The sequence below is a fragment of the Luteolibacter algae genome (assembly GCF_042683045.1).
Classification (GTDB): domain Bacteria; phylum Verrucomicrobiota; class Verrucomicrobiia; order Verrucomicrobiales; family Akkermansiaceae; genus Luteolibacter; species Luteolibacter algae.
Genome location: NZ_JBHUIT010000017.1, coordinates 90015 through 111477, shown reverse-complemented (window position 1 = coordinate 111477; position 21463 = coordinate 90015). Strand labels below are relative to the sequence as shown.

At 52.2% G+C, this 21463-nt stretch carries 19 protein-coding genes; 13 read left to right on the top strand and 6 right to left on the bottom strand.

Going from position 1 to position 21463, the window contains the following annotated elements; all coding sequences use genetic code 11:
* Positions 1 to 2: 2 nt before the first annotated feature.
* Positions 3 to 1973: a penicillin-binding protein 2 gene (gene mrdA, locus ACFSSA_RS09660; protein WP_386820236.1), complete on the bottom strand. Its 1971-nt coding sequence runs from the start codon at positions 1971 to 1973 to the stop codon at positions 3 to 5.
* Positions 1974 to 2429: 456 nt separating this feature from the next.
* Between mrdA and ACFSSA_RS09655 the strand changes: the two genes are divergently transcribed.
* From ACFSSA_RS09655 to ACFSSA_RS09645, 3 genes are read left to right on the top strand one after another with little or no spacing between them, the layout of a single operon-like run.
* Positions 2430 to 3137 carry a hypothetical protein gene (locus tag ACFSSA_RS09655; RefSeq protein ID WP_386820235.1) on the top strand — a complete coding sequence of 236 codons (708 nt, stop codon included), beginning with the start codon at positions 2430 to 2432 and terminating at the stop codon, positions 3135 to 3137.
* 25 nt (positions 3138 to 3162) lie between these two features.
* Positions 3163 to 3639, top strand: a complete 477-nt coding sequence (locus ACFSSA_RS09650) for a hypothetical protein (protein ID WP_386820234.1) — start codon at positions 3163 to 3165, stop codon at positions 3637 to 3639.
* A gap of 37 nt (positions 3640 to 3676) precedes the next feature.
* The gene (locus tag ACFSSA_RS09645) at positions 3677 to 4699 is read left to right on the top strand and encodes a hypothetical protein (RefSeq protein WP_386820233.1); all 1023 of its coding nucleotides are present in this window, start codon (positions 3677 to 3679) and stop codon (positions 4697 to 4699) included.
* A gap of 325 nt (positions 4700 to 5024) precedes the next feature.
* Here ACFSSA_RS09645 and dusB read toward each other — a convergent pair whose 3' ends face one another.
* Complete coding sequence (gene dusB, locus ACFSSA_RS09640) at positions 5025 to 6032, bottom strand: tRNA dihydrouridine synthase DusB (RefSeq protein ID WP_386820232.1); 1008 nt, start codon at positions 6030 to 6032, stop codon at positions 5025 to 5027.
* Between the two features lie 328 nt (positions 6033 to 6360).
* Here dusB and serA point away from each other — a divergent pair, with 328 nt between their 5' ends.
* From serA to ACFSSA_RS09595, 9 genes are all read left to right on the top strand, one after another.
* Complete coding sequence (gene serA, locus ACFSSA_RS09635; RefSeq protein WP_386820231.1) at positions 6361 to 7956, top strand: phosphoglycerate dehydrogenase; 1596 nt, start codon at positions 6361 to 6363, stop codon at positions 7954 to 7956.
* 64 nt (positions 7957 to 8020) lie between these two features.
* Positions 8021 to 8452, top strand: coding sequence for an exosortase system-associated protein, TIGR04073 family (locus ACFSSA_RS09630; protein WP_386820230.1), 432 nt, complete (start codon positions 8021 to 8023; stop codon positions 8450 to 8452).
* Between the two features lie 185 nt (positions 8453 to 8637).
* Positions 8638 to 8889, top strand: coding sequence for a 30S ribosomal protein S16 (gene rpsP / locus ACFSSA_RS09625; protein ID WP_386820229.1), 252 nt, complete (start codon positions 8638 to 8640; stop codon positions 8887 to 8889).
* 87 nt (positions 8890 to 8976) lie between these two features.
* Positions 8977 to 9945, top strand: coding sequence for an SAM-dependent methyltransferase (locus tag ACFSSA_RS09620; RefSeq protein WP_386820228.1), 969 nt, complete (start codon positions 8977 to 8979; stop codon positions 9943 to 9945).
* Between the two features lie 146 nt (positions 9946 to 10091).
* Positions 10092 to 11771, top strand: coding sequence for a GspE/PulE family protein (locus ACFSSA_RS09615; RefSeq protein WP_386820227.1), 1680 nt, complete (start codon positions 10092 to 10094; stop codon positions 11769 to 11771).
* 50 nt (positions 11772 to 11821) lie between these two features.
* Positions 11822 to 13492 (top strand): GspE/PulE family protein, encoded by a 1671-nt coding sequence (locus tag ACFSSA_RS09610; protein WP_386820226.1) that lies wholly within the window; start codon positions 11822 to 11824, stop codon positions 13490 to 13492.
* Between the two features lie 133 nt (positions 13493 to 13625).
* Entirely contained in the window at positions 13626 to 14921 is a 1296-nt protein-coding gene (locus ACFSSA_RS09605; RefSeq protein WP_386820225.1) for a type II secretion system F family protein, read from the top strand.
* Positions 14922 to 15032: 111 nt separating this feature from the next.
* Entirely contained in the window at positions 15033 to 15545 is a 513-nt protein-coding gene (locus ACFSSA_RS09600) for a type II secretion system protein GspG (protein WP_386820224.1), read from the top strand.
* 79 nt (positions 15546 to 15624) lie between these two features.
* Complete coding sequence (locus ACFSSA_RS09595; protein WP_386820223.1) at positions 15625 to 16380, top strand: hypothetical protein; 756 nt, start codon at positions 15625 to 15627, stop codon at positions 16378 to 16380.
* A 62-nt stretch (positions 16381 to 16442) separates the two neighbouring features.
* Here the strand turns inward: ACFSSA_RS09595 and ACFSSA_RS09590 are convergent, their stop codons facing one another.
* The 4 genes from ACFSSA_RS09590 to ACFSSA_RS09575 form a co-directional block, all read right to left on the bottom strand.
* On the bottom strand, positions 16443 to 17303 hold the full coding sequence (locus ACFSSA_RS09590; protein WP_386820222.1) for an RDD family protein: 861 nt from the start codon (positions 17301 to 17303) through the stop codon (positions 16443 to 16445).
* 3 nt (positions 17304 to 17306) lie between these two features.
* Positions 17307 to 18923: an ABC transporter permease gene (locus ACFSSA_RS09585; protein ID WP_386820221.1), complete on the bottom strand. Its 1617-nt coding sequence runs from the start codon at positions 18921 to 18923 to the stop codon at positions 17307 to 17309.
* Between the two features lie 100 nt (positions 18924 to 19023).
* Positions 19024 to 19911 carry a polyprenyl synthetase family protein gene (locus ACFSSA_RS09580; RefSeq protein WP_386820220.1) on the bottom strand — a complete coding sequence of 296 codons (888 nt, stop codon included), beginning with the start codon at positions 19909 to 19911 and terminating at the stop codon, positions 19024 to 19026.
* Positions 19912 to 19928: 17 nt separating this feature from the next.
* Complete coding sequence (locus tag ACFSSA_RS09575) at positions 19929 to 20927, bottom strand: aspartate-semialdehyde dehydrogenase (RefSeq protein WP_386820219.1); 999 nt, start codon at positions 20925 to 20927, stop codon at positions 19929 to 19931.
* 144 nt (positions 20928 to 21071) lie between these two features.
* On the opposite strand from ACFSSA_RS09575, the gene ACFSSA_RS09570 reads away from it, so the two are divergent.
* The gene (locus tag ACFSSA_RS09570; protein ID WP_386820218.1) at positions 21072 to 21413 is read left to right on the top strand and encodes a hypothetical protein; all 342 of its coding nucleotides are present in this window, start codon (positions 21072 to 21074) and stop codon (positions 21411 to 21413) included.
* The last annotated feature ends 50 nt before the right edge of the window (positions 21414 to 21463 follow it).

The following is a 21463-nucleotide window of genomic DNA, read 5'->3' as shown; positions in this document are numbered from 1 at the left end:
GTTCACTCCACTTCTTCCGTCTCGTTCTCTATTGCTTCATCGAAAGGCTCATCTTCCACAGGAAGCGCACGCTGGATGTTTTCCAGTTCGGATTCATCGATCGGAACAGCTTTCAGAACTTCCGTATCATCGATTTCCAGAACCGGAGCCGCTTCTCCTTCCGCTTCGAGTTCGGCCTCCGGAACAACCACCAGTGCCTTCTTGGGAGGGGCAATGATATCCTTTATCTCATCTTCCAAAGGCTCGAAGAAATTCCTGACCATGGGAGCTGCCATACGGCCACCCGAAACCGTCTGCCCGGGTTTTCCTTCATAGAGAACCGCGAAGGCATAGCGCGGATTATCATAAGGCAGGAAACCAGCGAACCATGCAAGCCGCTGATTCAAGCGAGGTGGCCCCCACTGGGCTGTGCCGGTTTTGCCCGCAAGCGTCGTGTAGCTCAATGCTCCACTCTTTCCGGTGCCATAACCTTTTGTAACCACGTCCCGCATCCCTTCCCGGACAATCCGCACCGCGTCTTCATCCAGTCCCAGCCAGTTCCTTCTTTCAGGAACCATCGCTTTCGCAACCCGCCCGCGGGTATCCTGGATTTGCGAGACCAATGACAGCTTTGGCAAGGCTCCTCCATTGCCTATTCCTGCCATCATCTGTGCCACTTGCAATGGCGAGGCTAGCAAGCTCCCTTGGCCGATTGACATGTTCGCAGTATCGCCGTCGAGGATGCGGCGGCCTTCATTCTTCAACATCCAATCATTACTAGGCACCAATCCGGGGGTTTCGCCGATGAGTGGTAGACCGCTTTTTTCGCCCAGACCGAGCTTACGCGAAAGATTCAGAAAAACCGATGGCCCGGTATCAATCCCCACACGGTAGAACCACGTATTGCAGGAACGAGCTAGGGCCCGTTTTACGTTGATCGGTCCCTCGGGAATTTTCGACCAGTTTTTGAAAGTATGATTTCCGATCCGAATGGAAGCAGGCGAATAAACTTCTGAAAACTCAGTCACCACTCCTTGATTTAGCGCCGCCAGAGCAACGACTGGTTTGTATGACGAAGCAGGAGGATAGGCGGATTGGAATGCCCTGCCAAAGAGCGGATTTCCCGGATCATCCTGAAGTGCTTTGAAATCCTTGGTGCTGATACCGGGGATGAAGCGGTTCAAATCGAAGCTCGGCCGCGAAGCCATGACCAACACCTCTCCGGTTACAACATCAATCACCACAAAAGCGCCACGTTCGCAGCCTTTCCGTAGGACTTTCTCTGCCAGCTCCTGCCATTTCAAATTCAATGTGGTTACGACTGTTCCTCCGGGAATTGGCCGTTTTACCTGCTCTTCGAGCAACTTGTTGCCTTGTTCATCAAACAGCAGGCGTTTCATTCCCGGTTCCCCGGTGAGCTGCTTATCATATAGTTTCTCCAATCCTGCCCGGCCCTCGGTTTCTTCCCAAAGAGGTTCGTTGAAATTGATAGGGCCGGTGGGCAGCTTTCCTACACTTCCGGAATATCCCAAAATATGGGCGGCAATACTTTGATGAGGATAAAGCCGGCGATATACCGGATACAAGACCAAGCCGGGAACGAGCTTACCCTCAATTTCTTTTGCCTGCTGCGTGCTCAGTTGGCTACTCACATAAAGGGGTAACCACCGCCTATTGCGGTAATGGTCATAGAGCTCTTCATCAGTCTTCTCATAAGAAATTTCTACCAGCCCCCCCAACTGATTCATCCGCTCACGTGCCCATCTCACCACATAATCGCGATCCACATCCTGAAATTGCTCAAACTTGAGAGCCACCTGGTAGGCTACCTCGTTCTGCACCAAAGGCTCGCCGAAACGATCTACAATCTGGCCGCGGGGCGCGGGGATCTTCAAGGTGATTGTCCGGGCGTCTTTCCGCGTTAAAATTGATCCTTCGCTAGCCGATCTGGGCGCCTCCGATACTTCCTCAAGTATCGGAGCACTAGCTTTCACAGGCCTGACTTCGGCATTTTCCAACTGCTGTGCAAATGACGCAAACGGCCAAAACAGGCTGGCAGCGAGGTATATATACTTCGTGAACACCCTGAACTCTACGATTCATGGCTTCTGATGGCAACATTTCTATCTGCCGCTTTTCGCATAGCCGACCATGACCCCAGAAAGGGCATGAACGCATGATGATTAAGATAAATTAACTATAAAGTCCTAAAAACCCCTTCATAAACCCAATTAATAAGGAAACTCGAATCATCATTCCACACCACTGATTTTACGAGACTTACCCCATGAACACCTCGTCCACCCAAACCAATTCCATATTACGCGATCGCGTAACCTATTAAACTTTTTATTGAGATATAACGAAATAGGACTATAACAAAGACGTGCTTTCGAGCACCCGTTGCCACCCACAGCGGAAAATCTGTTCACCCCCCACCCCCCCAAAACATGAAAACAAACGTGCACAAACGTGCCGTAGGTCGAATCATGCTGATGTTCAGCGTGCTCGCTACTACGGCCATCCCGGTTTTTGCTGAGAATAGTGTCCCCCGCGGCTCTCTCAGCGTGGATCGCGATCTCGTTCGGGTAGGAACCCGCTCGAATCTTGCTTGGAACATCGAATACCCAACCGCGATTACTGACATTGTCGACGTCACGGAAACCGGCACAATCAAGCCGAAGAAAACCCTGAAAATGCGCGTCCGGGTTCTTGGAGTCGCCTTTCAATCCGGCTGGACTTTGCTCCCACTGGACGCCTACTGGTCTAAAAACGGGGGAGCCTGGAAAAACTTCTTTTATGGCACCGGCCCACAGGTGAACTCATCTAGCATCCTCATTGATGAGAAAGTTAAAAAGAACGACACTGTGGATTTTGGCGCACGTGGCTGGGGAGGCGGCAGCTGGCTGCCCTTCAATGATACGAAGAGCCCCACCCAATATGTCACAGTCTTAGGGAAAGGCTCCAAAGCCCCGTCCTACGCTCCCGCTTACGATCAAACTTCGGTCACCAGCTTTTTACGGCCGTATATCGACTCAGGCGGCCGCATCAATATTGGTGACCGTGATCTGATTGTCCTCTGGGAATCTTCCACGGCGAGGCCCGGCACCACCTACTTTGACATGCAGGACCTCGTTGTCCTCGTCTCTTTTGAGTAATTTTCTCCCCACCACCCTTTGTCCCATGAAAACTCCCATCCTTTTGATCGCGCTCAGCTTATCTGCCGCTGCAGATCCCGGCATTCTCGAGCCTATTACAGCCCAGGAACTTGCGGCGAAGCAAAGGAGCTCTACTTCGCTCTCCACACTGACACCAGTCAGCCAGGATGACGCTCCTGTCCCGCGAGCCAATAGCCAATCGATCATTGCCCAATCTGAAATACTCAGCGATGGTCAGTATTGGACTCTCGTTCCAAAGGGTGCGGTGCTTTTCATTCCCGAAAAGCAAACCCAGAATGTAGGTGCCCGTCCTGTCGGAACCCTTCTCCAATGGCGCGATTTCCTCGCAAGAAATCCCGCATGGGTCTCCACTCATGAAACCAGCTTTGATCAGGCCTCCGGCGAAAGTCCCATCCCGGAAGAGAAGATCGAATACTGGAAGAAACAAGATCGTGTGATTGTCGCAGTGCACCAGGGAGGACCGATCTCCGTCGCACGCTGAACATCACCTCTCCCCCCACCTCAAAACAACCAGCCCCATGTCCCCGATTTTAAAATTCGTCGCGCTCGCGCTTGCCGTGGCGACGCCAATTTCCAAGGCAGACGAGTATTACAATTTCATCCGCCAGCAACAACAACGGACAAACGTCGTCTGGGATATGCCTGTCGCACCGGATGGGAGCAGCCCTGCCGCATTGCTTGTCGAAGATGGAGGCGCCCTTTTCCAGCTTTGGACGATTGAGCAGTCGAAGGCAAAAGATTACCTCCTTGATCAGAAACTGGTGGGAGCATACCTGCCAAAGGGGGAAATTACGATCAAAACGCTGGATTCATACAAGGGAATCCCTCGCATCCGCGTAGATCAGCCTTTTACCGTGGACTTCAAAGTCAGCAACTTGATTTTTGGCGCTGATGTTCCAGCAGCTGCTTCCAAGGTCTTGGCAGAGCATCACCTCGCCCCGAACCCGAACGGCAACATCGTTATTACTGCGGCGCAGGCAATCTCCGGCACTCCCTTTTCCACCGGATACATTGAGCAGAACGGCATTCTTAGTAAGACCTATCCTTCCTCCTCTATCGCTGGTATCAAAGCTCGTGGAGAGGAACATTTTGTACTCCATGCGCTGGGGGACGGCCAATTCAGCCAGACTCAAATTGCATCCGCCTTCCTGCAGGTTTGGCCGATGGCGGACGGAACCATCACAGGTGTAAATCCAGGTGATATCGTCCGCGGGACCCCTCCAGAACTCACCGTAAGTGTTCGAGATCTTTATCCAAACAGTGACACCTACCTGCGGATTTATACCACGGGCGAGGAAAACGACACCGTCCACAAAATCATCCCTGGCTCCAGAATAGTTCTCGACCAGGAATTCCCTGCAAGTCGAGTTTTCAAGGTCTCCGATTACGGCGATATGATCGGCAAGGAGGGAACCGTTTACATTGAGCTATTGACTAAAACACCCTTCAACACAATTCGGCTCGCTCATACGCACTTTCCCGTAGAGCGCGGACTCCATGTCAACGCGATGCTGGTCGATAGCCAAACATCAGCTCCATAACATCTTCCCCCAAAGGAAATACGAAACGATCCCGGATCAGCCATCCCCCCACTGGCTCCCCCCCAATTTCCGGGATCGTTTCTCTACCTTTTTCAACAAACAAGTCCCCCCCAAAACAGCATAATTCCCCCAAAGGATATGCGGAAACGGTCCGAGCAACAGGAGTCCCCCCGCTCGAAATATTCGGACCGTTTCCCCTTACATTTCAGGGAGGCAGGAGAACAGGAACGGCCTTGCCGTAATCTCCCCCCAAACCTGTTCGCCTGCCTTCCTGATCTCTTTTCCCTCCCGGGAATGAGGTAATACAGTAGCAGGTAATACCACCTCAGGCGGTAGTCGTTTGATAAGCCTCCAGCGCTCCTGCGGCAAGATCTTCCACCGCAGCCACAGATTCAACCTGGCAAAGTTTTTGTCGCAGTTCCTTTGCGCCGGGAAACCCTTTGCAATATGCCATCAGCCGACCACGCATCCCGATCACTGTCTGCCTTTCGTTTCCGTGACGCCCGCTATCCACAGCTAGACGGCAATGCCGCAACACGAGCTCCCAACGCTCCTGCATTGGAACCGGCTCCATGCATTTCCCTGTTTCCAAAAAATACTTTGCCTCTCGGAAAACCCAGGGATTCTGCATGGCCGCGCGTCCGATCATCGCTCCGCTGACAGCAGTCTCCCGCTTCCGCTTGGCAAGATCCTCACCCGTGGCGATATCCCCGTTACCAATTACCGGGACTGCCACGGCGCGGGCTACGGCATCTATCGTATCCCAATCCGCCACACCGGCATACCCTTGGGCACGCGTCCGCCCATGGACGGCAATGGCCTGCATTCCACAATCCTCCAATGTTCTGGCTACTTCCACGGCATTTACGCTATCCGCGTCCCAGCCGATCCTGATTTTAGCGGTCACCGGGACATCATCGCCCACAGCCTTCGCCACACCATTGGCCACGCTAGCCAGCAAGGGACAGTCTCTGAGTAACGATGATCCACCATTGCGGGAGACGACTTTGTTCACCGGACAGCCGAAGTTGATATCTATGAAGTCGGGCCGTCGCCCAGCTAGCCCTTTATCGATGATCTTTCTCGCCGCCTCTCCCATCCTTTCGCCATCCGCACCGAAAAGCTGAACACCCACCGGCCTCTGCTCTTCTGAAAATTCCGTATATTTCCTGGTCCGCTCATCAGCCTGCATGATGCCCTCCGCAGAGACAAATTCCGTGACCATCACATCCGCCCCCATCTCCTTGCAAATCTGACGGAAAATCAAATCCGTCACCCCTGCCATCGGAGCCAAATACAAAGGGAAATTCCCGTCTGAAAACCAGTGTAACACGCGGGAACTCTACCATCCAAGTCAATCATAGAAAGTCGCAAAACCAACGACTTCGAAGGGCTCTTCCACCAGTCTTGAAGCGAACCCCCTTACCCATTGTCGCAAATCCATGCTCCGGGAACCGCACAGCGGGCGACAGGATCTTCCACAGCACTTATCGGGATGATCGACGAGCCGCTCCCAAATCTCGCAAGATCCACGCCGCCATCCACAGTCCAACATGGAGATTCATGACAATTTGAAACCGATACACATCGCCAAAAAACGGCAAACTTCCATTTAATACCGCCTTGCAAGGCACCCGTTTCTATTCTACCCAAAGCGCCCCATGACAAACTACCGCGTCCTCGTTTCCGACCCCATTTCCGAAAAAGGTGTAGAAGCTCTCCGCTCCGCCGAAGGAATCACAGTGGATGTCAACACCGGCCTCTCTCCCGAGGAACTCATCAAAATCATCGGCGATTACCACGGCCTTGTCATTCGCTCCCAGACCAAGGTGACGCCTGAAGTTTTCGCAGCTGCCAAGAACCTCAAAGCCATTGGTCGCGCTGGCGTCGGTGTCGATAATATTGATCGCGACGCTGCCACCGATCACGGGGTTGTCGTCATGAACACTCCCAGCGGAAATACCATCTCGACCGCGGAACACGCTTTCGCACTCATGCTCGCCCTGGCTCGCAATATCGGACCGGCCCATACCTCGATGATCTCCGGAAAATGGGATCGCAAGCTCTACGAAGGCGTCGAAATGTTCGGCAAGCGTCTTGCCATCCTCGGCATGGGCCGCATCGGAACAGAATTTGCCAAGCGTGCGCAGGCATTCGGCATGCACGTCGTCGCTTACGATCCTTTCCTTACCGCAGCCCGTGCCCAGTCATTGAAAGTCGAACTGGCGGAAACCGCGGATAAAGCACTCACTGGAGCGGACGTCGTCACCCTGCACATTCCGATGACCCCGGAAACCAACCACATCATGAACAAAGAGCGCATCGCTCTGATGAACCCGGGCGCACTCATCATCAACTGCGCACGCGGCGGACTGGTCGACGAAGCAGCTGCCAAAGCATCCATTGATGCGGGCCACCTTGCGGGAATCGCTCTTGATGTCTACGAAGTCGAGCCCCCTCCGGCGGACTTTCCTCTTTTCTCTGCAAAGAAAACAGTATTCACCCCCCACTTGGGCGCCTCCACTGCGGAAGCCCAGGAAAACGTGGGTATTGAGGTCGCCATCCAGATCAAGGACTTCCTCCAAAGCGGCGAGATCCGCAACGCGGTCAATATGCCGAATCTTGATGCAAAAACCCTCGAGTCCGTTGGACCATATCTCGATCTTGCCGATTCCCTCGGTAAACTCCTCTCAAAAATCGCTCCTGCGCAGTGCGATTCAATCCGGGTCTCCTACCTCGGCGCCGTTTCCGAACTGGATACAGAGCTGGTTACCCGCAAGATTTTGACCGGCTACCTCGCTGCCGCCAGCAACGAAGCCCAGGTCAACCTCATCAATGCTCCCGCTGTTGCGAAAAATCTCGGAATCAGCGTTTCTGAATCCACCGTCGCCCTCGCCACAAATTGCACAGAACTCATCGAAGTCTCTGCAATCAAAGGAAATGAAACAACCACGGTTGCCGGAACGTTCTTCGGAAGCTCCGCCAGGATCGTTCACATTGCCGGCCACTACGTGGAGACCAATCCATCCGGCCGTTTCCTCTTCGTGGAAAACGACGATCGCCCGGGAATCGTGGGCGTGATCGGCTCCTCCCTCGGAGAAGCCGGAGTAAACATCGCAAACATGGCGCTCTCACGTAACAAAGAAAAGAAAACCGCGGTGACTGTCATCGAAGTGGACAACGAGCCGACTCCGGAACTGCTCAAAACTCTCCGCGAAACCCCAGGCATTCTCAAGGTTCTCTCCTTTGAATTGTGATCACAAAAATCGCCAAACTTCTACTTGCCAACTCCCACCCCTTTTTCCTAACTTTTCTCCAAGCATGAAAAAACTCCTAGCCATTGCATCAACCTTTATCGTCCTCTCCGGCTTTGCCGCTGGCGATATCCACGCGCCTCCAGGCTCACAGTATACCTCGACTCGTAAGCTCGGTCGTGCAGTCAGCAACATTCTCTACGGATTCATTGAAATTCCTGAGCAAATTGTTCGCAAAACTGATACCTATGGCCGCAAAGCAGGCTGGTCATACGGTGCTGTGGACGGCACAAACCGCGCATTCCGTCGCCTTGGTTACGGTTTCTATGAGCTCATCACATTCACATGCCCAACTTATCGCGGCACTTTCAAACCGCCCTATGAAAAGTGCGGCCAGGACAACAGGATCGATATGAATGTCCATGACGGCCTCTCAGAGTTCCCACCGGAGCTTGGTTTCGAGACCTACTTCAGCCACTCGCGCTCACAATCTTACTAAGACCTTATCGTCTGAAATCTCAAAAACCCGGCAGTGTAGGCTGCCGGGTTTTTCTTTTTCTCTCTCCTCCCACTATCATTTATAAAAAAACTCGTAGAGCTGGCAAAATTTCGCTTGTCCTCCTGCAACTTTTCAACCAATCTCCGCGCCCGCCCGAATAGGGGCAACTCGTAACACGCCAAATCATGTCAGTTTCTCTCCGTCTCAACCGCAAGGGCACAAAAGATCGTCCATACTACAAAATCGTTGCCGTAGACAGTCGCAAGCGCCGCGACGGTCGTTACATCGAGCAAATTGGCACATACGATCCAATGCTCGAAGGCACCAACTATCAGATCGATCTGGAAAAAGCTGACAAGTGGCTTTCCGTAGGTGCCAAACCTTCCGAGACAGTGAATAGCTTCATCCGTAAGGCACGCACTGCCGAAGCTAAGTAAGCTTCCACACAATAAGTTTCCCCACAACCGCGAGCCTTCACCGGCCGCGGTTGTTTTGTTTTACAGCGGAAGATCATTTGTTGATTCATGACTCCTATTCCACGGCAGGAAACTTTCGAGCAGTTCATGACCCGCTGCTTGCATGATCCCGAGCAAGGATATTACTCACAAAATATCCGTGGCATTGGGTCCAGAGGGGACTTCACCACAGCGCCCCAACTGTCGGAAGCTCCCGCGAAAGCTATTGCAGCTTGGGCGAGGCAGGCTTTTAGAGCGCACAGGACCAATAATCTCATCGAAATCGGCCCCGGTATGGGAACTCTCGCCGGACAGGTTTTGCAGCATCTGCCAATGCACATACGTTTCCGCACCAAACTTCACTTGGTGGACTCCTCACAAACCCTGGCGGTCCGGCAAAAGGCAGGACTAAGGAACAAGGCAAACTATCATCGCACAATTCAAGAGGCTCTTTCCGCCTGCAAGGGTCGCGCCGTGATCTATTCGAACGAACTCGTCGATGCTTTCCCCGTTAAACTCTTCGAGAAAACCAGTGATTCCTGGGCGGAAGTTTGCTTGAATCACTCTTCAGCCACAGGAGTCCCAGAAGAGTATTTGTGCCGCTCCGCGGAGCTCCCGCCATCATCTATATTCGACCAATTGTTCCAAACCAGCCAGCGGGTGGAGATTCATGACTCCTACCGCCTATGGCTGAAATCATGGTTACCCGGATGGCAGACAGGTGAAATGCTCACCATCGATTACGGCAATCTTGCGAAAGATCTCTATTACCGGCGCCCGGGAGGCAGCTTACGGGCATATTTCCACCATCAGATTTTTGAAGGAAATTCGGTTTATCAGCACCCGGGTAAACAGGACATCACCGCTGACGTTAATTTTACCGATTTGATTCAGTGGTCCAAGCCATGGCTCACAAGCGAAATGCCAGTATCCTTGGCAACCTTCATCCGCTGCAATACGGAATATGTCTGCGAACCTATTCTCGGTGCCGCAGACCATTTCATGGTTCTCCGACAAGTCATTCGGGAAAAAATCTAACTTTCTTTCGCCCCGATGAAAGACCGGGCGATTTTTCCCGATGTGGCTGATTGACACCACGTCATGGCTTGACCATCTTCAGAGCCTACCAACAGGTGAAGCACCGCGACACCAAACCCATATTCACCTCTCAAGAATAATTCCCAGTGTTTTCAAACGAAGATTATCTAGCAGAACTCCTTGCCGAAGCAGGCCTAGTTACCGAGGAGCAAGTCCAACAATCACGTGCTTCTCTCAGAGGTAGCGAGACCATTGTCCAATCCCTGATCAATAATACGGAGCTTACCGAAGTTCAGGTTGCCGAGACGCTTGCCGCCAATGCAAGCATCCCATACTATGATATGGACGGCCTGAATATCGAACCTGCGGTTATACAAACTATCTCCGAAGATATTGCCCGCAGATATCGCGCGATTCCGCTCATGGATGACGGCACCTATTTGTCCGTAGCCGTAGCCGATCCGCTAGATTTTGAAGTTCTCGATAGTCTTCCCCACGTTATCGGGCGGGAGCTGAATCTCGTCTGCGCAACCGTTTCAGACATCAATAATTTCCTGAACGAATACTACAGCTCCGACGAGCATTCCACCGTTGCCCCAGTCGATTCTTTCCAGGTTTCCACCGGCGATACAGAAGCAGGCGCGGAAACTGGCGACGCACCAATCATCCGTCTCGTGCAGCAGACTCTTACGGAAGCGTTCCGTCTCCGCGCTTCGGATATCCATATCGAGCCCCTTGAGACTTCCGTGCGCATTCGCTACCGGATGGATGGCAAGCTGGTTCACGTGGATACTCATCCGAAGAAACTGCTTCCAGCGATTATCGCCCGACTCAAGGTTATGAGCGGCAGCATGTCCATCGCTGAGAAACGGCTACCTCAGGACGGTCGTATCCAGCTCAAAATGGGCGACAAGGAGATCGATCTACGGGTTTCATCGGTGCCTTCCAATCATGGTGAATCCATCGTCATGCGTATTCTCGATAAAACAGCCCTCCTCCTTGGTTTACCGGAGCTTGGCTTTTTCTCGGATGACCAGGCGCAGTTTGAGCAATTGCTCGGACTCCCGGATGGAATTATTCTAGTCACTGGTCCTACCGGCTCCGGAAAAACGACGACTCTTTATGCCTGTCTCAATGTAATCAACAAACCGGATAAAAAAATCATCACCGTGGAAGACCCGGTGGAGTATGAGCTTCCCGGCATCAACCAGGTCATGGTCAAGGCCGATATCGGCATGAGCTTCGGCGCGGCACTGCGGGCGATGCTCCGCCAGGCACCCAACATCATCATGATCGGAGAAATCCGGGATGCCGAGACTGCCAACATCGCGATCAACGCATCGCTTACCGGTCACTTGGTTTTCTCCACACTCCACACCAACGATGCCCCTTCAGCGGTCGCACGTCTCGCGGATATCGGAGTGAAACCGTTCCTCATCGCTTCAGCGGTCCGGTCAATTCTCGCCCAGCGCCTGGTGCGGAAACTTTGCCCTGTTTGTAAGGCTCCTGCCGAACTCACTGATAAGGAAATGCGCGCACTTCATCTAGATCCCTCGCGAGTGACCGAAGCCTCTATTTTCGGTCCCGTAGGTTGCGAAAAATGCCGCGGCAACGGCTTCCGCGGCCGGATGGGCATCTTCGAGCTCTTTAATATCGATGACGAAGTCCGCTCAATGGTCAATGCCGAGCTCTCCACCGGTCAGCTCCGCAAACGTGCCCGGGAGCTTGGTATGCGCACACTCCGTGAAGACGGCATCCGGAAAGTTCTTTCAGGCCTCACATCGGGATCTGAAGTAGTCCACGCCACCATGGGCGATGCTGATTGATACACGCCCATTCAACGCACTTTAAAAAATTCCTAAATCCCAATTTCCAGATGGACAACCGCCAACTCCTAGACCTTTTCCAATCCCGTGGCCTGATAGACGCCTCGCTCGCCGAAGAAATTATTTCCGAAGTAGATAACAGTGGTAAGACTGTTCCTGAGCTACTAGCCGATTTCCAAGTCGTCCAAAGTCGAGACGATGTATGGCCTGTGGTAGCCTCCGAACTTGGAGCCACCCTTGTGGATCTAAAAAACTGGGCTCCGCCAGAAGCTCTGCTAAACCTCCTTCCCGCTGGCACAGCACGCCTCCACGGCGCTCTTCCCGTCAACTTCGATGATTTGGGACTCCACGTCGCGCTGGTTGATCCGCTCAACCCCCAGACTGTCGAGGACCTCCGTTTCGCGCTTGGGCGGGAAATCGTTGTCGTGGTAGCTCCCGATTACCTTGTTGAAGCAAAAATTAACGAATGCTATGGCGGCGAAGGCCGCGCAATGGAGGACATTCTCGGCCAACTGGACGCAGGGCTTGAGGATTTCGATTCGGCCAACCCGGAGGCAGAGGCAAACTCCGCCCCGATCGTTCGGTATGTCGACCTCGTGTTGTATCAAGCAATCAAGGAGAAAGCTTCGGACATCCACTTCGAGCCTTTTGAAAAAGATTTCAAGATCCGTTACCGGGTCGATGGAGCACTCTATGAGATGGCTCCGCCACCGGTTCACCTGGCTCTCCCAATTCTCTCCCGCGTAAAGGTGATGGCGAACATGAACATCGCCGAGCGCCGGATTCCACAGGACGGTCGTATCGTAAAACAAATCGGCGAGAAACAGGTCGATATGCGGGTATCCACCCTGCCGACCCACCATGGCGAATCCGTCGTGCTGCGGGTTCTCGATCGCTCCTCGGTCAATCTCTCGCTTGAGAATCTGGGGCTACCTGAAAACATCTATGAGTATATTGGTGAAACGATCGAGAAGCCCAATGGTATTTTCATCGTGACCGGACCAACTGGTGCGGGCAAGACCACAACGCTCTATGCGGGTCTTCGCCGGATCAACACCATTGATGCCAAGCTTCTTACAGCTGAGGACCCGGTAGAATATGACATTGACGGCATTATCCAAATCCCGATCCAGGAAAGTATCGGATTGGATTTCCCACGTGTGCTCCGTGCCTTCCTCCGTCAGGATCCGGATCGGATCATGATCGGGGAAATGCGGGACAAAGATACTGCGACCATCGCGATCCAGGCAGCTCTCACCGGTCACTTGGTTTTATCCACCCTGCATACCAACGATGCTCCCGGAGCCGTGACGCGTCTTATCGACATGGGTTGCGAGCCTTTCCTCGTCGCAGCATCCTTGGAAGGCATTCTAGCCCAGCGGCTTGTCCGGACAATTTGTAAAGACTGCAAAACCCCATACGAGCCAACCGAGAGTATTTTAGCGCAGCTTGGCGTTTCACCTCACGAACTCGGTGACAAACAGTTCTTTACGGGGGCTGGTTGTGAAGTTTGCGGTCAATCCGGATACCGCGGTCGTGCGGGACTTTACGAGCTTCTGAATGTTTCGGAGCCGATCCGTGAGCTTATCACCAATCGGGCTCCAAGTGTGGTGCTTAAACAGAAAGCCATCGAGCTGGGTATGAATACACTGCGCGAAGATGGTCTCCGGAATATCTATCTCGGAAAAACCACCATCGAAGAAGTGCTCAAATATACCTAGGACTGGTAACCACGAACCCTATTTCGCTTTGGGGAATATCGACCGAATTCCATCGATTTCGGTCGATTTTTCCATCGCCAAATCCACGGCGATCATCTTTTCTTTAAACATATCTTCTCAATAAAAAATACCCATGGCCAATTTCAACTATTCTGCCCTCGATGCAAAAGGCGAACAAACTGACGGTGTCCTAACCGCAGCTACAGAAGCCGAAGCAGTTCAAAAACTCCGCGCTCAAGGCCTTTACCCTACGCATATCGCAGAGGAGGGCAAAGGCAAGCCGGCACCTGGTGGCAAAAAGGGAGCGAAAAAAGGTAAGCCCAAAGGCAAGGGCAAGTCGATGAACATCACCATCGGCAAAGCGAAAACCACGGTCAAACCGAAGATTCTCATGGTTTTCACGAGGCAGCTTGCGACCCTGATCGATTCGGGACTTCCTCTGCTCCGCTCGTTGACTGTTCTCGGCAAACAAGAGCCCAACCCGGCTCTGAAGGCGACCATCAGTTCCCTCGCAGATTCCGTTCAAGGCGGTTCAACCTTTTCGGAATCGCTCGCTCAGCATCCTAAAATGTTCAACAAACTATATGTGAACATGGTGAAGGCTGGCGAACTCGGCGGTGTCCTTGAAATCGTCCTCAACCGTCTGGCCGAATATCAGGAAAAAGCCCAGAAACTGAAAAACAAGATTGTTTCGGCAATGGTCTATCCCGCCATCGTTATGTTCATCGCGGTGGCCATCCTTATCTTCCTGATGGTTTTCATCGTGCCGAAATTCAAGGAAATGTTCACTGAAACGGATTCCGATCTCCCATTGATTTCCCAGATCGTCTTCGGATTTTCGGAATTCTGCCTTAGCCGTCCGCTGATTCTCCCCAACGTGGTTTGGATATTCATCGCCTTCGGTGGCTTGTATGCGGGATTCAATGCAATCGGAAGAACCAAAGGAGGACGTGAGTTTATCGATAAGATGAAGCTCCACATGCCTATCTTCGGCGACATCCAGCGTAAATCCGCGGTGTCGCGTTTTGCCCGGACTCTCGGAACTCTGGTAACATCCGGTGTTCCAATTCTCCAAGCTCTCAACATCACCCGGGATACAGCTGGAAATGTCGTGATTTCCCAAGCGATCTCCAAGGTCCACGAGGCGGTTAAAGAAGGTGAATCCATTGTGACTCCACTTTCATCCAGCGGAGTTTTCCCCAGCATGGTTATCTCGATGGTTGATGTGGGTGAAGAGACCGGTCAGCTTCCTGAAATGCTTCTGAAGGTTGCCGATGTCTACGATGACGAAGTTGATAATGCTGTGACGGCGCTAACTTCGATTCTCGAGCCAATTATGATCGTTATTCTAGCTCTTGTAGTTGGTGCGGTCGTCTTCGCGCTCTTCCTGCCACTGATCAAGATGATCTCTACGATGAGTGAACAATAATTCTTAATTTCAAGGGGGGCTCGGTGTGACCGGGCCTCCTTTTTGCTTTTGAAACTTTACAATGTGCTTACACACATCATATTAATTATCAATTCTATCCAAAACAAACCCATGAAGACACAATTCTCAGTCCGGGCACGCGCCGGCTTCACTTTGATCGAGATGCTCGTGACGATCACGATCGTTGTTATCCTGGCTGGCCTATCTCTGGGCGGATTCAAATATGTTTCCGGGAAACAAGCGATGGAGCAGTCCAGAATCCAGCTCTCACTCCTCGAAAAAGCGATCGAGGAATACAAATTGGATAATGGGGAATATCCCCCGGCTCCTACAGCTCCGACCATCGAAAACGGAAATACAAATATTCTCTATAAAGAACTATATCTGGACGGGAAAAAGACGCCGAATACGGATAAAATTTATCTTGCGGAGCTGGATCCAAACAACCGCCAAGGCTGGATCATTGGTAGCGAAGCGAGCGCAAAGATCGTCGATCCCTGGGGAAAAGAATACCAATACAAGGCCCCCGGTAGCCATAATCCAGACTTCGATCTCCATTCATATGGTGCCGATGGGAAAACCGGTGGAAACAAATATAGCCAGGACGATATCAAGAACTGGTAGATCAAACATCCCAGCCTTCCCCTCAAACCACTTAAATTCTCTGGACGTTTGACCTCCGTCCGCTTTCCTTTGCACACACATGTCAGACGAATCCATTTCCGGAAACGAAGAACCGATTTCCGAAGCTTCGCCCGAACCCAAGGTAAGGCGCATCTCAATCAAAAGACCGCGTAAAACGAAAAGCGAGTCTACCTCCGATGATCCTTCATCAGCTGACGGATCCTCCGATTCTTTGCCGAAAGAGGAGGCTAAAAGCCCGAAAAGCAAGACCACTTCCAAATCCACGTCCGCTTCATCACAAAAAGAAGCTGCGCCTGTGGAGACCCAGACTGAACAGACGGATCCGGCTGATGAGGCCACTCCCACGGATGAAGAGGATTCCAAGTCAGCTAGCTCAGAACCGAAGCGAAATCGCCGCCGACGTGGCGGAAAAGGTAAATCCTCTCAAAAGGAGGATAAGCCTTCAGTTGATCATGAAAGTTCCGACAAGGCGGAAATTAGCGAGGAAGTGATCAACCTTTCTCCCGAAAACGATAGCAAGGAGCAGGATGAGCAGCGGGAGGACCGTCGTTCCAAGGGCGGGAATGCCTCTTCAAACCCGAACCAGGCGCAGCATCCCCATCAAAATCAGAACCAAAACCAACAGCGGCCGCAGCAAAAACAGCGCCGTCGTTTGGATCCTGAAAAAGTCGCCCATAAGGCTTGGAAAATTTTCCTGGCGGAAGTTAGCGAGGAAGGCGTGGCATTGATTGCAGACAACGACGCTCGAGAGCTGGCGCGGCGATGCTTCCGACTTTCAGAGCTTTTCCTGGAGGAGGAAGAGCGCCGTAACTAGTTTGGATAAACAAACATAGTTTTCCGACAAATCTTCAGCCAGCAATCTTCGGATTGCTGGCCTTATTTTTTATTGATTGGAAAATATCGCAGGTTTGCCTGCTCAAAAAATTCCTTATATTCGGGATTTTTCTCCAGCATCATTTTTTGCAGGTGCGGCCCTTTGACGGCTAGCTGAAGCTGCGCGCAGACAAAAAACAAAAAAACCATGACGATGATTTTGAGAGCATTCAGTTCTGAAGCCACCACCTTGTGAGCGCCCAGATAGTCCCAAATGGGCTTACCGATACGGCGGGTGGTGAACCAGCTCATCGCTTGGCACAGCAATGAAAGTAGTCCCCATCCGAAACCGATCCCGGTGACCATTACGCGAACGGATCGCCAAACCGAGTTCTTGAGATGAAGCTTTGAACCATCTTCATTGATCACACGAAGTCCCATCAGCCATTTTCCCAAGGTTGTCGCATTGCGCTGCAGCATCCAGGCTTCCAGCGCAAACCAAGGGATATAGAGGGATAGTTGCAACCATGGGTTTAGCAACGCCAGGCCGATGTCCTTGCCTGCCAGATACATCAATAGCCACCAGATTGTCGTATAAAAGGTCAGGTCCAACCACCTGGCCCAAAACCTTCTGATGAGATATTTACGCGGTTTGGGAAGTTCAGTCGCGCTCGGAGAGACCGTTTCGGCAGATTCCGCCCGCTCAAGATATTTGCGAGGTAATTCGGGCGGAGTGGCAACGGATTCCTTCTCCGGAAATTCCTTGCGGAAGAGATCCATCTTCCCGATTTCCGTCCATTCTGCCAGGCCCTCGTGCCATGCGATCGTTTCTGGATCCAGTTCCCGATGGGCTATCCGGGAGCGGATATCATAATCAGGGTAAGGGCCGCGCTTCTTTCCATTTTGTATTAACCAGATCTCCATGACTTAGAGATTTCTCAAGGATTTTGCAGCATCGCTACGCGCAGCGAAGAAAGCGGGAACCATCGCAGCCAACGAGCACAGGACAAATGCTATGACCGCAATCATTGCTTGCTCCGTAGGATCATTGTAGGCGGGGAGAACCCCGAACCCGGTGAGAGCTTCCGAAAAAGGATCGAACCCCATGGTTCGCATCGCCTCTTGAACCAGCCCTCTGAAATGGATGACCAAGCGGCCAAGACCAACTCCCAAGGCGGAGCCAAGCACGCCAAGAATCATTCCCTGATAAAGGAAAACCCTGACAATCTGCCCCGGGGCTGCGCCGAGAGCTTTCATCACCCCTATCTCGCGGCGTTTCTGGATCGTCACGGTAAACATGACTGCCATCATGGAAAATGCAGAGACAAGGACGATGAATGATAGCGCAAAATACATCATGACACGCTGTTGATTGATCAGCGCGAAAAATGCCTGGTATTGATCCCCCCATGTTTCGAGATGGCGCGCCGGACCAAGAACCTTTCTACCAGCGGCAGCCACTTCTTCGGAAGCATACGCATTATCCAATCTCAGAGCGACTCCCTGGACTTGGTCGCCAAGCCCTGCCAAATCCTGAGCCAGAGGCAATGGAACAAATAGTTCCGGAGTCACCGCCATCTGTGAAGCCGAGTAGATGCCGACAACGGTCGCCTCCTTTGGTAGCACCAGGCTCTTCAGGCCTTTGAGTATCTCTCCATCCATTTTCTCGGCATCTGTCTCACCAAGTGCTCGATATGCTTCATTAAGAATGGTCTTGTTCTCGGCTGAAAACCGGAAGACCTCGTCGCCATCCTCACGCTCGCCCGCCTCCATTGCTCTCAGAAGATTTTCCACCAAGTCTCGTTCCGGCTGACGAATATCCTCATCGTAAATCCCTAGCAGTGAATCATACAGCTCCTTGAATGGTTCCACAGAGACCTGCTCTAACCCGTCCTGTTTAACCCACTCGGCGGAAAATAGATCCGTGGCGAGCTTCCACATGTCCGGAAAAGCCTCCCGGACCACGGGTTTTTCAGTGGCTTTATAGGCGTTCATTACCCCTTCAAAATTCCGGGTGGAATAGAGCCTCATCGTGTCTCCGATGCGGAGGTGGAATTGTTCCGCAACAAGCGAAGAAATCACTGCTCGATCGTCAAGCCCCAGATCGGCAGTGGATCCCGGGTAGTTTTTCAGATCCAACATATCGGCGATTCCCTTGATCTGAGAAGGATCGCTGGTATCGATGCCGCGGAAGGATACCGGTCTTTGTAATGATCCTACATCCAATATCACATTATCGGCCACAAACGCTGTGGCAGCCGCGACACCTTGGATCCGGGTCGCTTCCTCCGCTAATTTCCGCCAACTTGGCTCGGTCTGGGTTTCCTCAATGGAATCTTCCTGCGGGAAATTGAGTTCCGCGGATCTCACAAGGATATGAGGAGTGAATCCGAGGAGCCTCCCTTTCACATCTCTCTCAAGTCCTGCGTAGACAGCCATCACGACGATCAACACCAGGACGCCAAGCATCACTCCTATAAGTGAAATGAGCGTAAACGAGGACAAGACGGCACGGCGCGGATTGAGATACCGCTTCGCCAACATGAAACTGAAAGAACGTTTTTTGATATGCGGAATTAGCCCTATCCCAAGCTGATTATCAATCAACTTCTATGAAAAGCAGCCTAGGCTGATTCGGGACCATTTAATACTCACGCTCAAGCATCCACCCGGCAATCTTCCTCAAAGGATCGGCTTCCTCTCCGAAGATATCTAGGGCACCCATTGCTTCCGCGGTAAGGCGTGCGGCTTCTTTTCTCGATTCATCCAATCCCAAAACTGAGGGATAGGTGGATTTTTCCACAATCTGATCCTTGCCTGCGGTTTTTCCTAAGTTCTCCGTAGTCTGCGTGACATCCAGAATGTCGTCGACAATCTGGAAAGCCAAGCCGAGAGCATGGCCGAATTTCGTCAAAGCGGCGAGCTGCCTCGGCTTCGCGTTCGCGCTCATCGCACCTAGACGTAACGATGCCGTCAGGAGAGCTGCGGTTTTTGCTTCGTGAATCCGGACGAGATCATCTTTCGAAAGTTTTTTCCCCTCACCTTCCAAATCGAGAACCTGGCCACCTATAAGCTTGCGGCTACCTCCGGTCAGCGATAGCTCGACGACCATATCTCCCACGCTGTAGCGTTTTCGACTTTTCGCATGGCAAAGCACGATAAAGGCCTCGGTCAGCAATGCGTCCCCACATAGGACCGCCATTCCTTCACCATAGACCTTGTGGCAGGTGGGACGTCCACGCCTCAGGTCGTCGTTATCCATACTTGGCAAATCATCGTGGACCAATGAGTAGGTGTGCATTAGCTCCACTGCACAAGCTGCGGGAAGTGCGTGCTTTCTCTTACCACCGCAGGCCTCGGCAGCGGCCAGACTCAATATCGGACGCAAACGTTTTCCTCCGGCAAAAACGCAATAACGCATCGCCTCGTGAATCGAGCCCGGGCGCTCTTCCTTCAAAGGTAGAAAACCATCCATCGCGGCATCCACCTGGGATACAGCCTTTTTCAAATAATCATCCAAGCTCGATTTCATGTAGTGGGATTGCGAAATCAGAGAATTTCTGCGATCTGGACAGCATTCAGCGCAGCGCCCTTGCGGACCTGATCACCGACCACCCAGATATCCAGGGCATTGTCGAGCACGAGGCTTTTGCGGATCCGGCCAACAAGGCAATCGTCCTTTCCAGTGGTATCCAATGGAACCGGGAAAATCATCTGGGACGGATCGTCCACGACATGCACTCCCGCTTTCCCGTCATATGCCGCTCTGGCTTTATCCAATTCCGGCTCTTGCTCGAACTGGGCGGTTATTGAAACCGAGTGGGAACGATATACGGGAACCCGGACACAGGTGCAGGAAACTTTCAATGTATCGTGACCGAGGATTTTGCGCCCCTCGTTGGCCATCTTCATCTCTTCCTTGGTATATCCGTTGTCGGTGAATGAATCAACCTGTGGAATCACATTGAAGGCAATTTGCCGGGGATAGACCCGCGGCGTGAACTCTTGTCCGGTGGCGATTGCTTTCACTTGCTCCTCTAACTCGATAATACCCTGCGCTCCCGAGCCAGAGACAGCTTGGTAACTAGAAGCAATCACGGATTTCAGAACAAATTTCTCGTGCAATGGTGCAAGTGCCATCAACGAAATGATCGTTGTGCAATTTGGGTTGGCGATAATGCCCTTTGGACGATCTTTTGCCGCCTCCGGGTTGATCTCCGGAACCACAAGAGGGACACCTTCCTCCATCCGGAACGCCGATGAATTATCGATGACTACCGCACCTGCCGCAGCCGCCGAAGGAGCAAATTCCAATGAAATTCCTCCGCCAGCACTGAATAACGCGATATCAATCCCTTCGAATGCATCGTGCGTAAGTTCTTTAACCACGATCTCCTCACCGCGGAACTTCATCTTCTTACCCGCCGAACGAGCAGAGGCCAGCAAAGTCAGCTCGCCCAACTGAAAATTCCGTTGCTCCAGGCAAAGAAGCATTTCAACGCCGACGGCACCCGTCGCCCCGACAATCGCCACATGAGGTAATTTCATTTTTTCTATAATCCGGCCGCGCCGGGCTGCGAAACGTAGATGCTGAATCTCCGGCATGCAATCCCTAAGCCTAGGATTGAGGGGCTAGGTGCTTCACCAAACTTGACATTCCAGCAGTCCTTCCCTTTAGATGAAATCCAGGAAATGGCTAAAAAGAAATTCACCGCCCAGAGACTTGCAAGAGTGGAAAGAGCTACCCGCTTCGTGCAGGGATTGAACCGCATTTTCTGCATTTGTGCGGCAATTGCCTTTGGTCTCCTGATCGCGGCAAATGCTGTGCCTCAGAAAAAGGAGTATGAAAAACTTCAAACGAAGTTGCGCAGCGTCCGTGAGCGGGAAGAAGCCACTCTCGCGATAAAGGAATACAAGCAGGTTCAGCTGCATGCATTGAGGGAAGATACTTCTTATCTGGAGCTGCAGGCCAGAGATCGGCTCAACTACTATCGCGAAGGGGAAAGAATCCTGAGATTTGATCCAAACCGCTAATTTTACGAACTTTACGTAGAAGACCTACAGAGCGCTCCCGTCACTTTCTC

Coding starts and splice junctions, on each gene's coding strand:
- ACFSSA_RS09650 (WP_386820234.1), top strand. CDS start 3,163: ATGAAAACTCCCATCCTTTTGATCGCGCTCAGCTTATCTGCCGCTGCA.
- ACFSSA_RS09610 (WP_386820226.1), top strand. CDS start 11,822: ATGGACAACCGCCAACTCCTAGACCTTTTCCAATCCCGTGGCCTGATA.
- ACFSSA_RS09645 (WP_386820233.1), top strand. CDS start 3,677: ATGTCCCCGATTTTAAAATTCGTCGCGCTCGCGCTTGCCGTGGCGACG.
- ACFSSA_RS09570 (WP_386820218.1), top strand. CDS start 21,072: ATGGCTAAAAAGAAATTCACCGCCCAGAGACTTGCAAGAGTGGAAAGA.
- ACFSSA_RS09620 (WP_386820228.1), top strand. CDS start 8,977: ATGACTCCTATTCCACGGCAGGAAACTTTCGAGCAGTTCATGACCCGC.
- rpsP (WP_386820229.1), top strand. CDS start 8,638: ATGTCAGTTTCTCTCCGTCTCAACCGCAAGGGCACAAAAGATCGTCCA.
- ACFSSA_RS09595 (WP_386820223.1), top strand. CDS start 15,625: ATGTCAGACGAATCCATTTCCGGAAACGAAGAACCGATTTCCGAAGCT.
- ACFSSA_RS09605 (WP_386820225.1), top strand. CDS start 13,626: ATGGCCAATTTCAACTATTCTGCCCTCGATGCAAAAGGCGAACAAACT.
- ACFSSA_RS09585 (WP_386820221.1), bottom strand. CDS start 18,923: ATGTTGGCGAAGCGGTATCTCAATCCGCGCCGTGCCGTCTTGTCCTCG.
- ACFSSA_RS09630 (WP_386820230.1), top strand. CDS start 8,021: ATGAAAAAACTCCTAGCCATTGCATCAACCTTTATCGTCCTCTCCGGC.
- ACFSSA_RS09590 (WP_386820222.1), bottom strand. CDS start 17,303: ATGGAGATCTGGTTAATACAAAATGGAAAGAAGCGCGGCCCTTACCCT.
- ACFSSA_RS09580 (WP_386820220.1), bottom strand. CDS start 19,911: ATGAAATCGAGCTTGGATGATTATTTGAAAAAGGCTGTATCCCAGGTG.
- ACFSSA_RS09575 (WP_386820219.1), bottom strand. CDS start 20,927: ATGAAATTACCTCATGTGGCGATTGTCGGGGCGACGGGTGCCGTCGGC.
- ACFSSA_RS09600 (WP_386820224.1), top strand. CDS start 15,033: ATGAAGACACAATTCTCAGTCCGGGCACGCGCCGGCTTCACTTTGATC.
- ACFSSA_RS09655 (WP_386820235.1), top strand. CDS start 2,430: ATGAAAACAAACGTGCACAAACGTGCCGTAGGTCGAATCATGCTGATG.
- serA (WP_386820231.1), top strand. CDS start 6,361: ATGACAAACTACCGCGTCCTCGTTTCCGACCCCATTTCCGAAAAAGGT.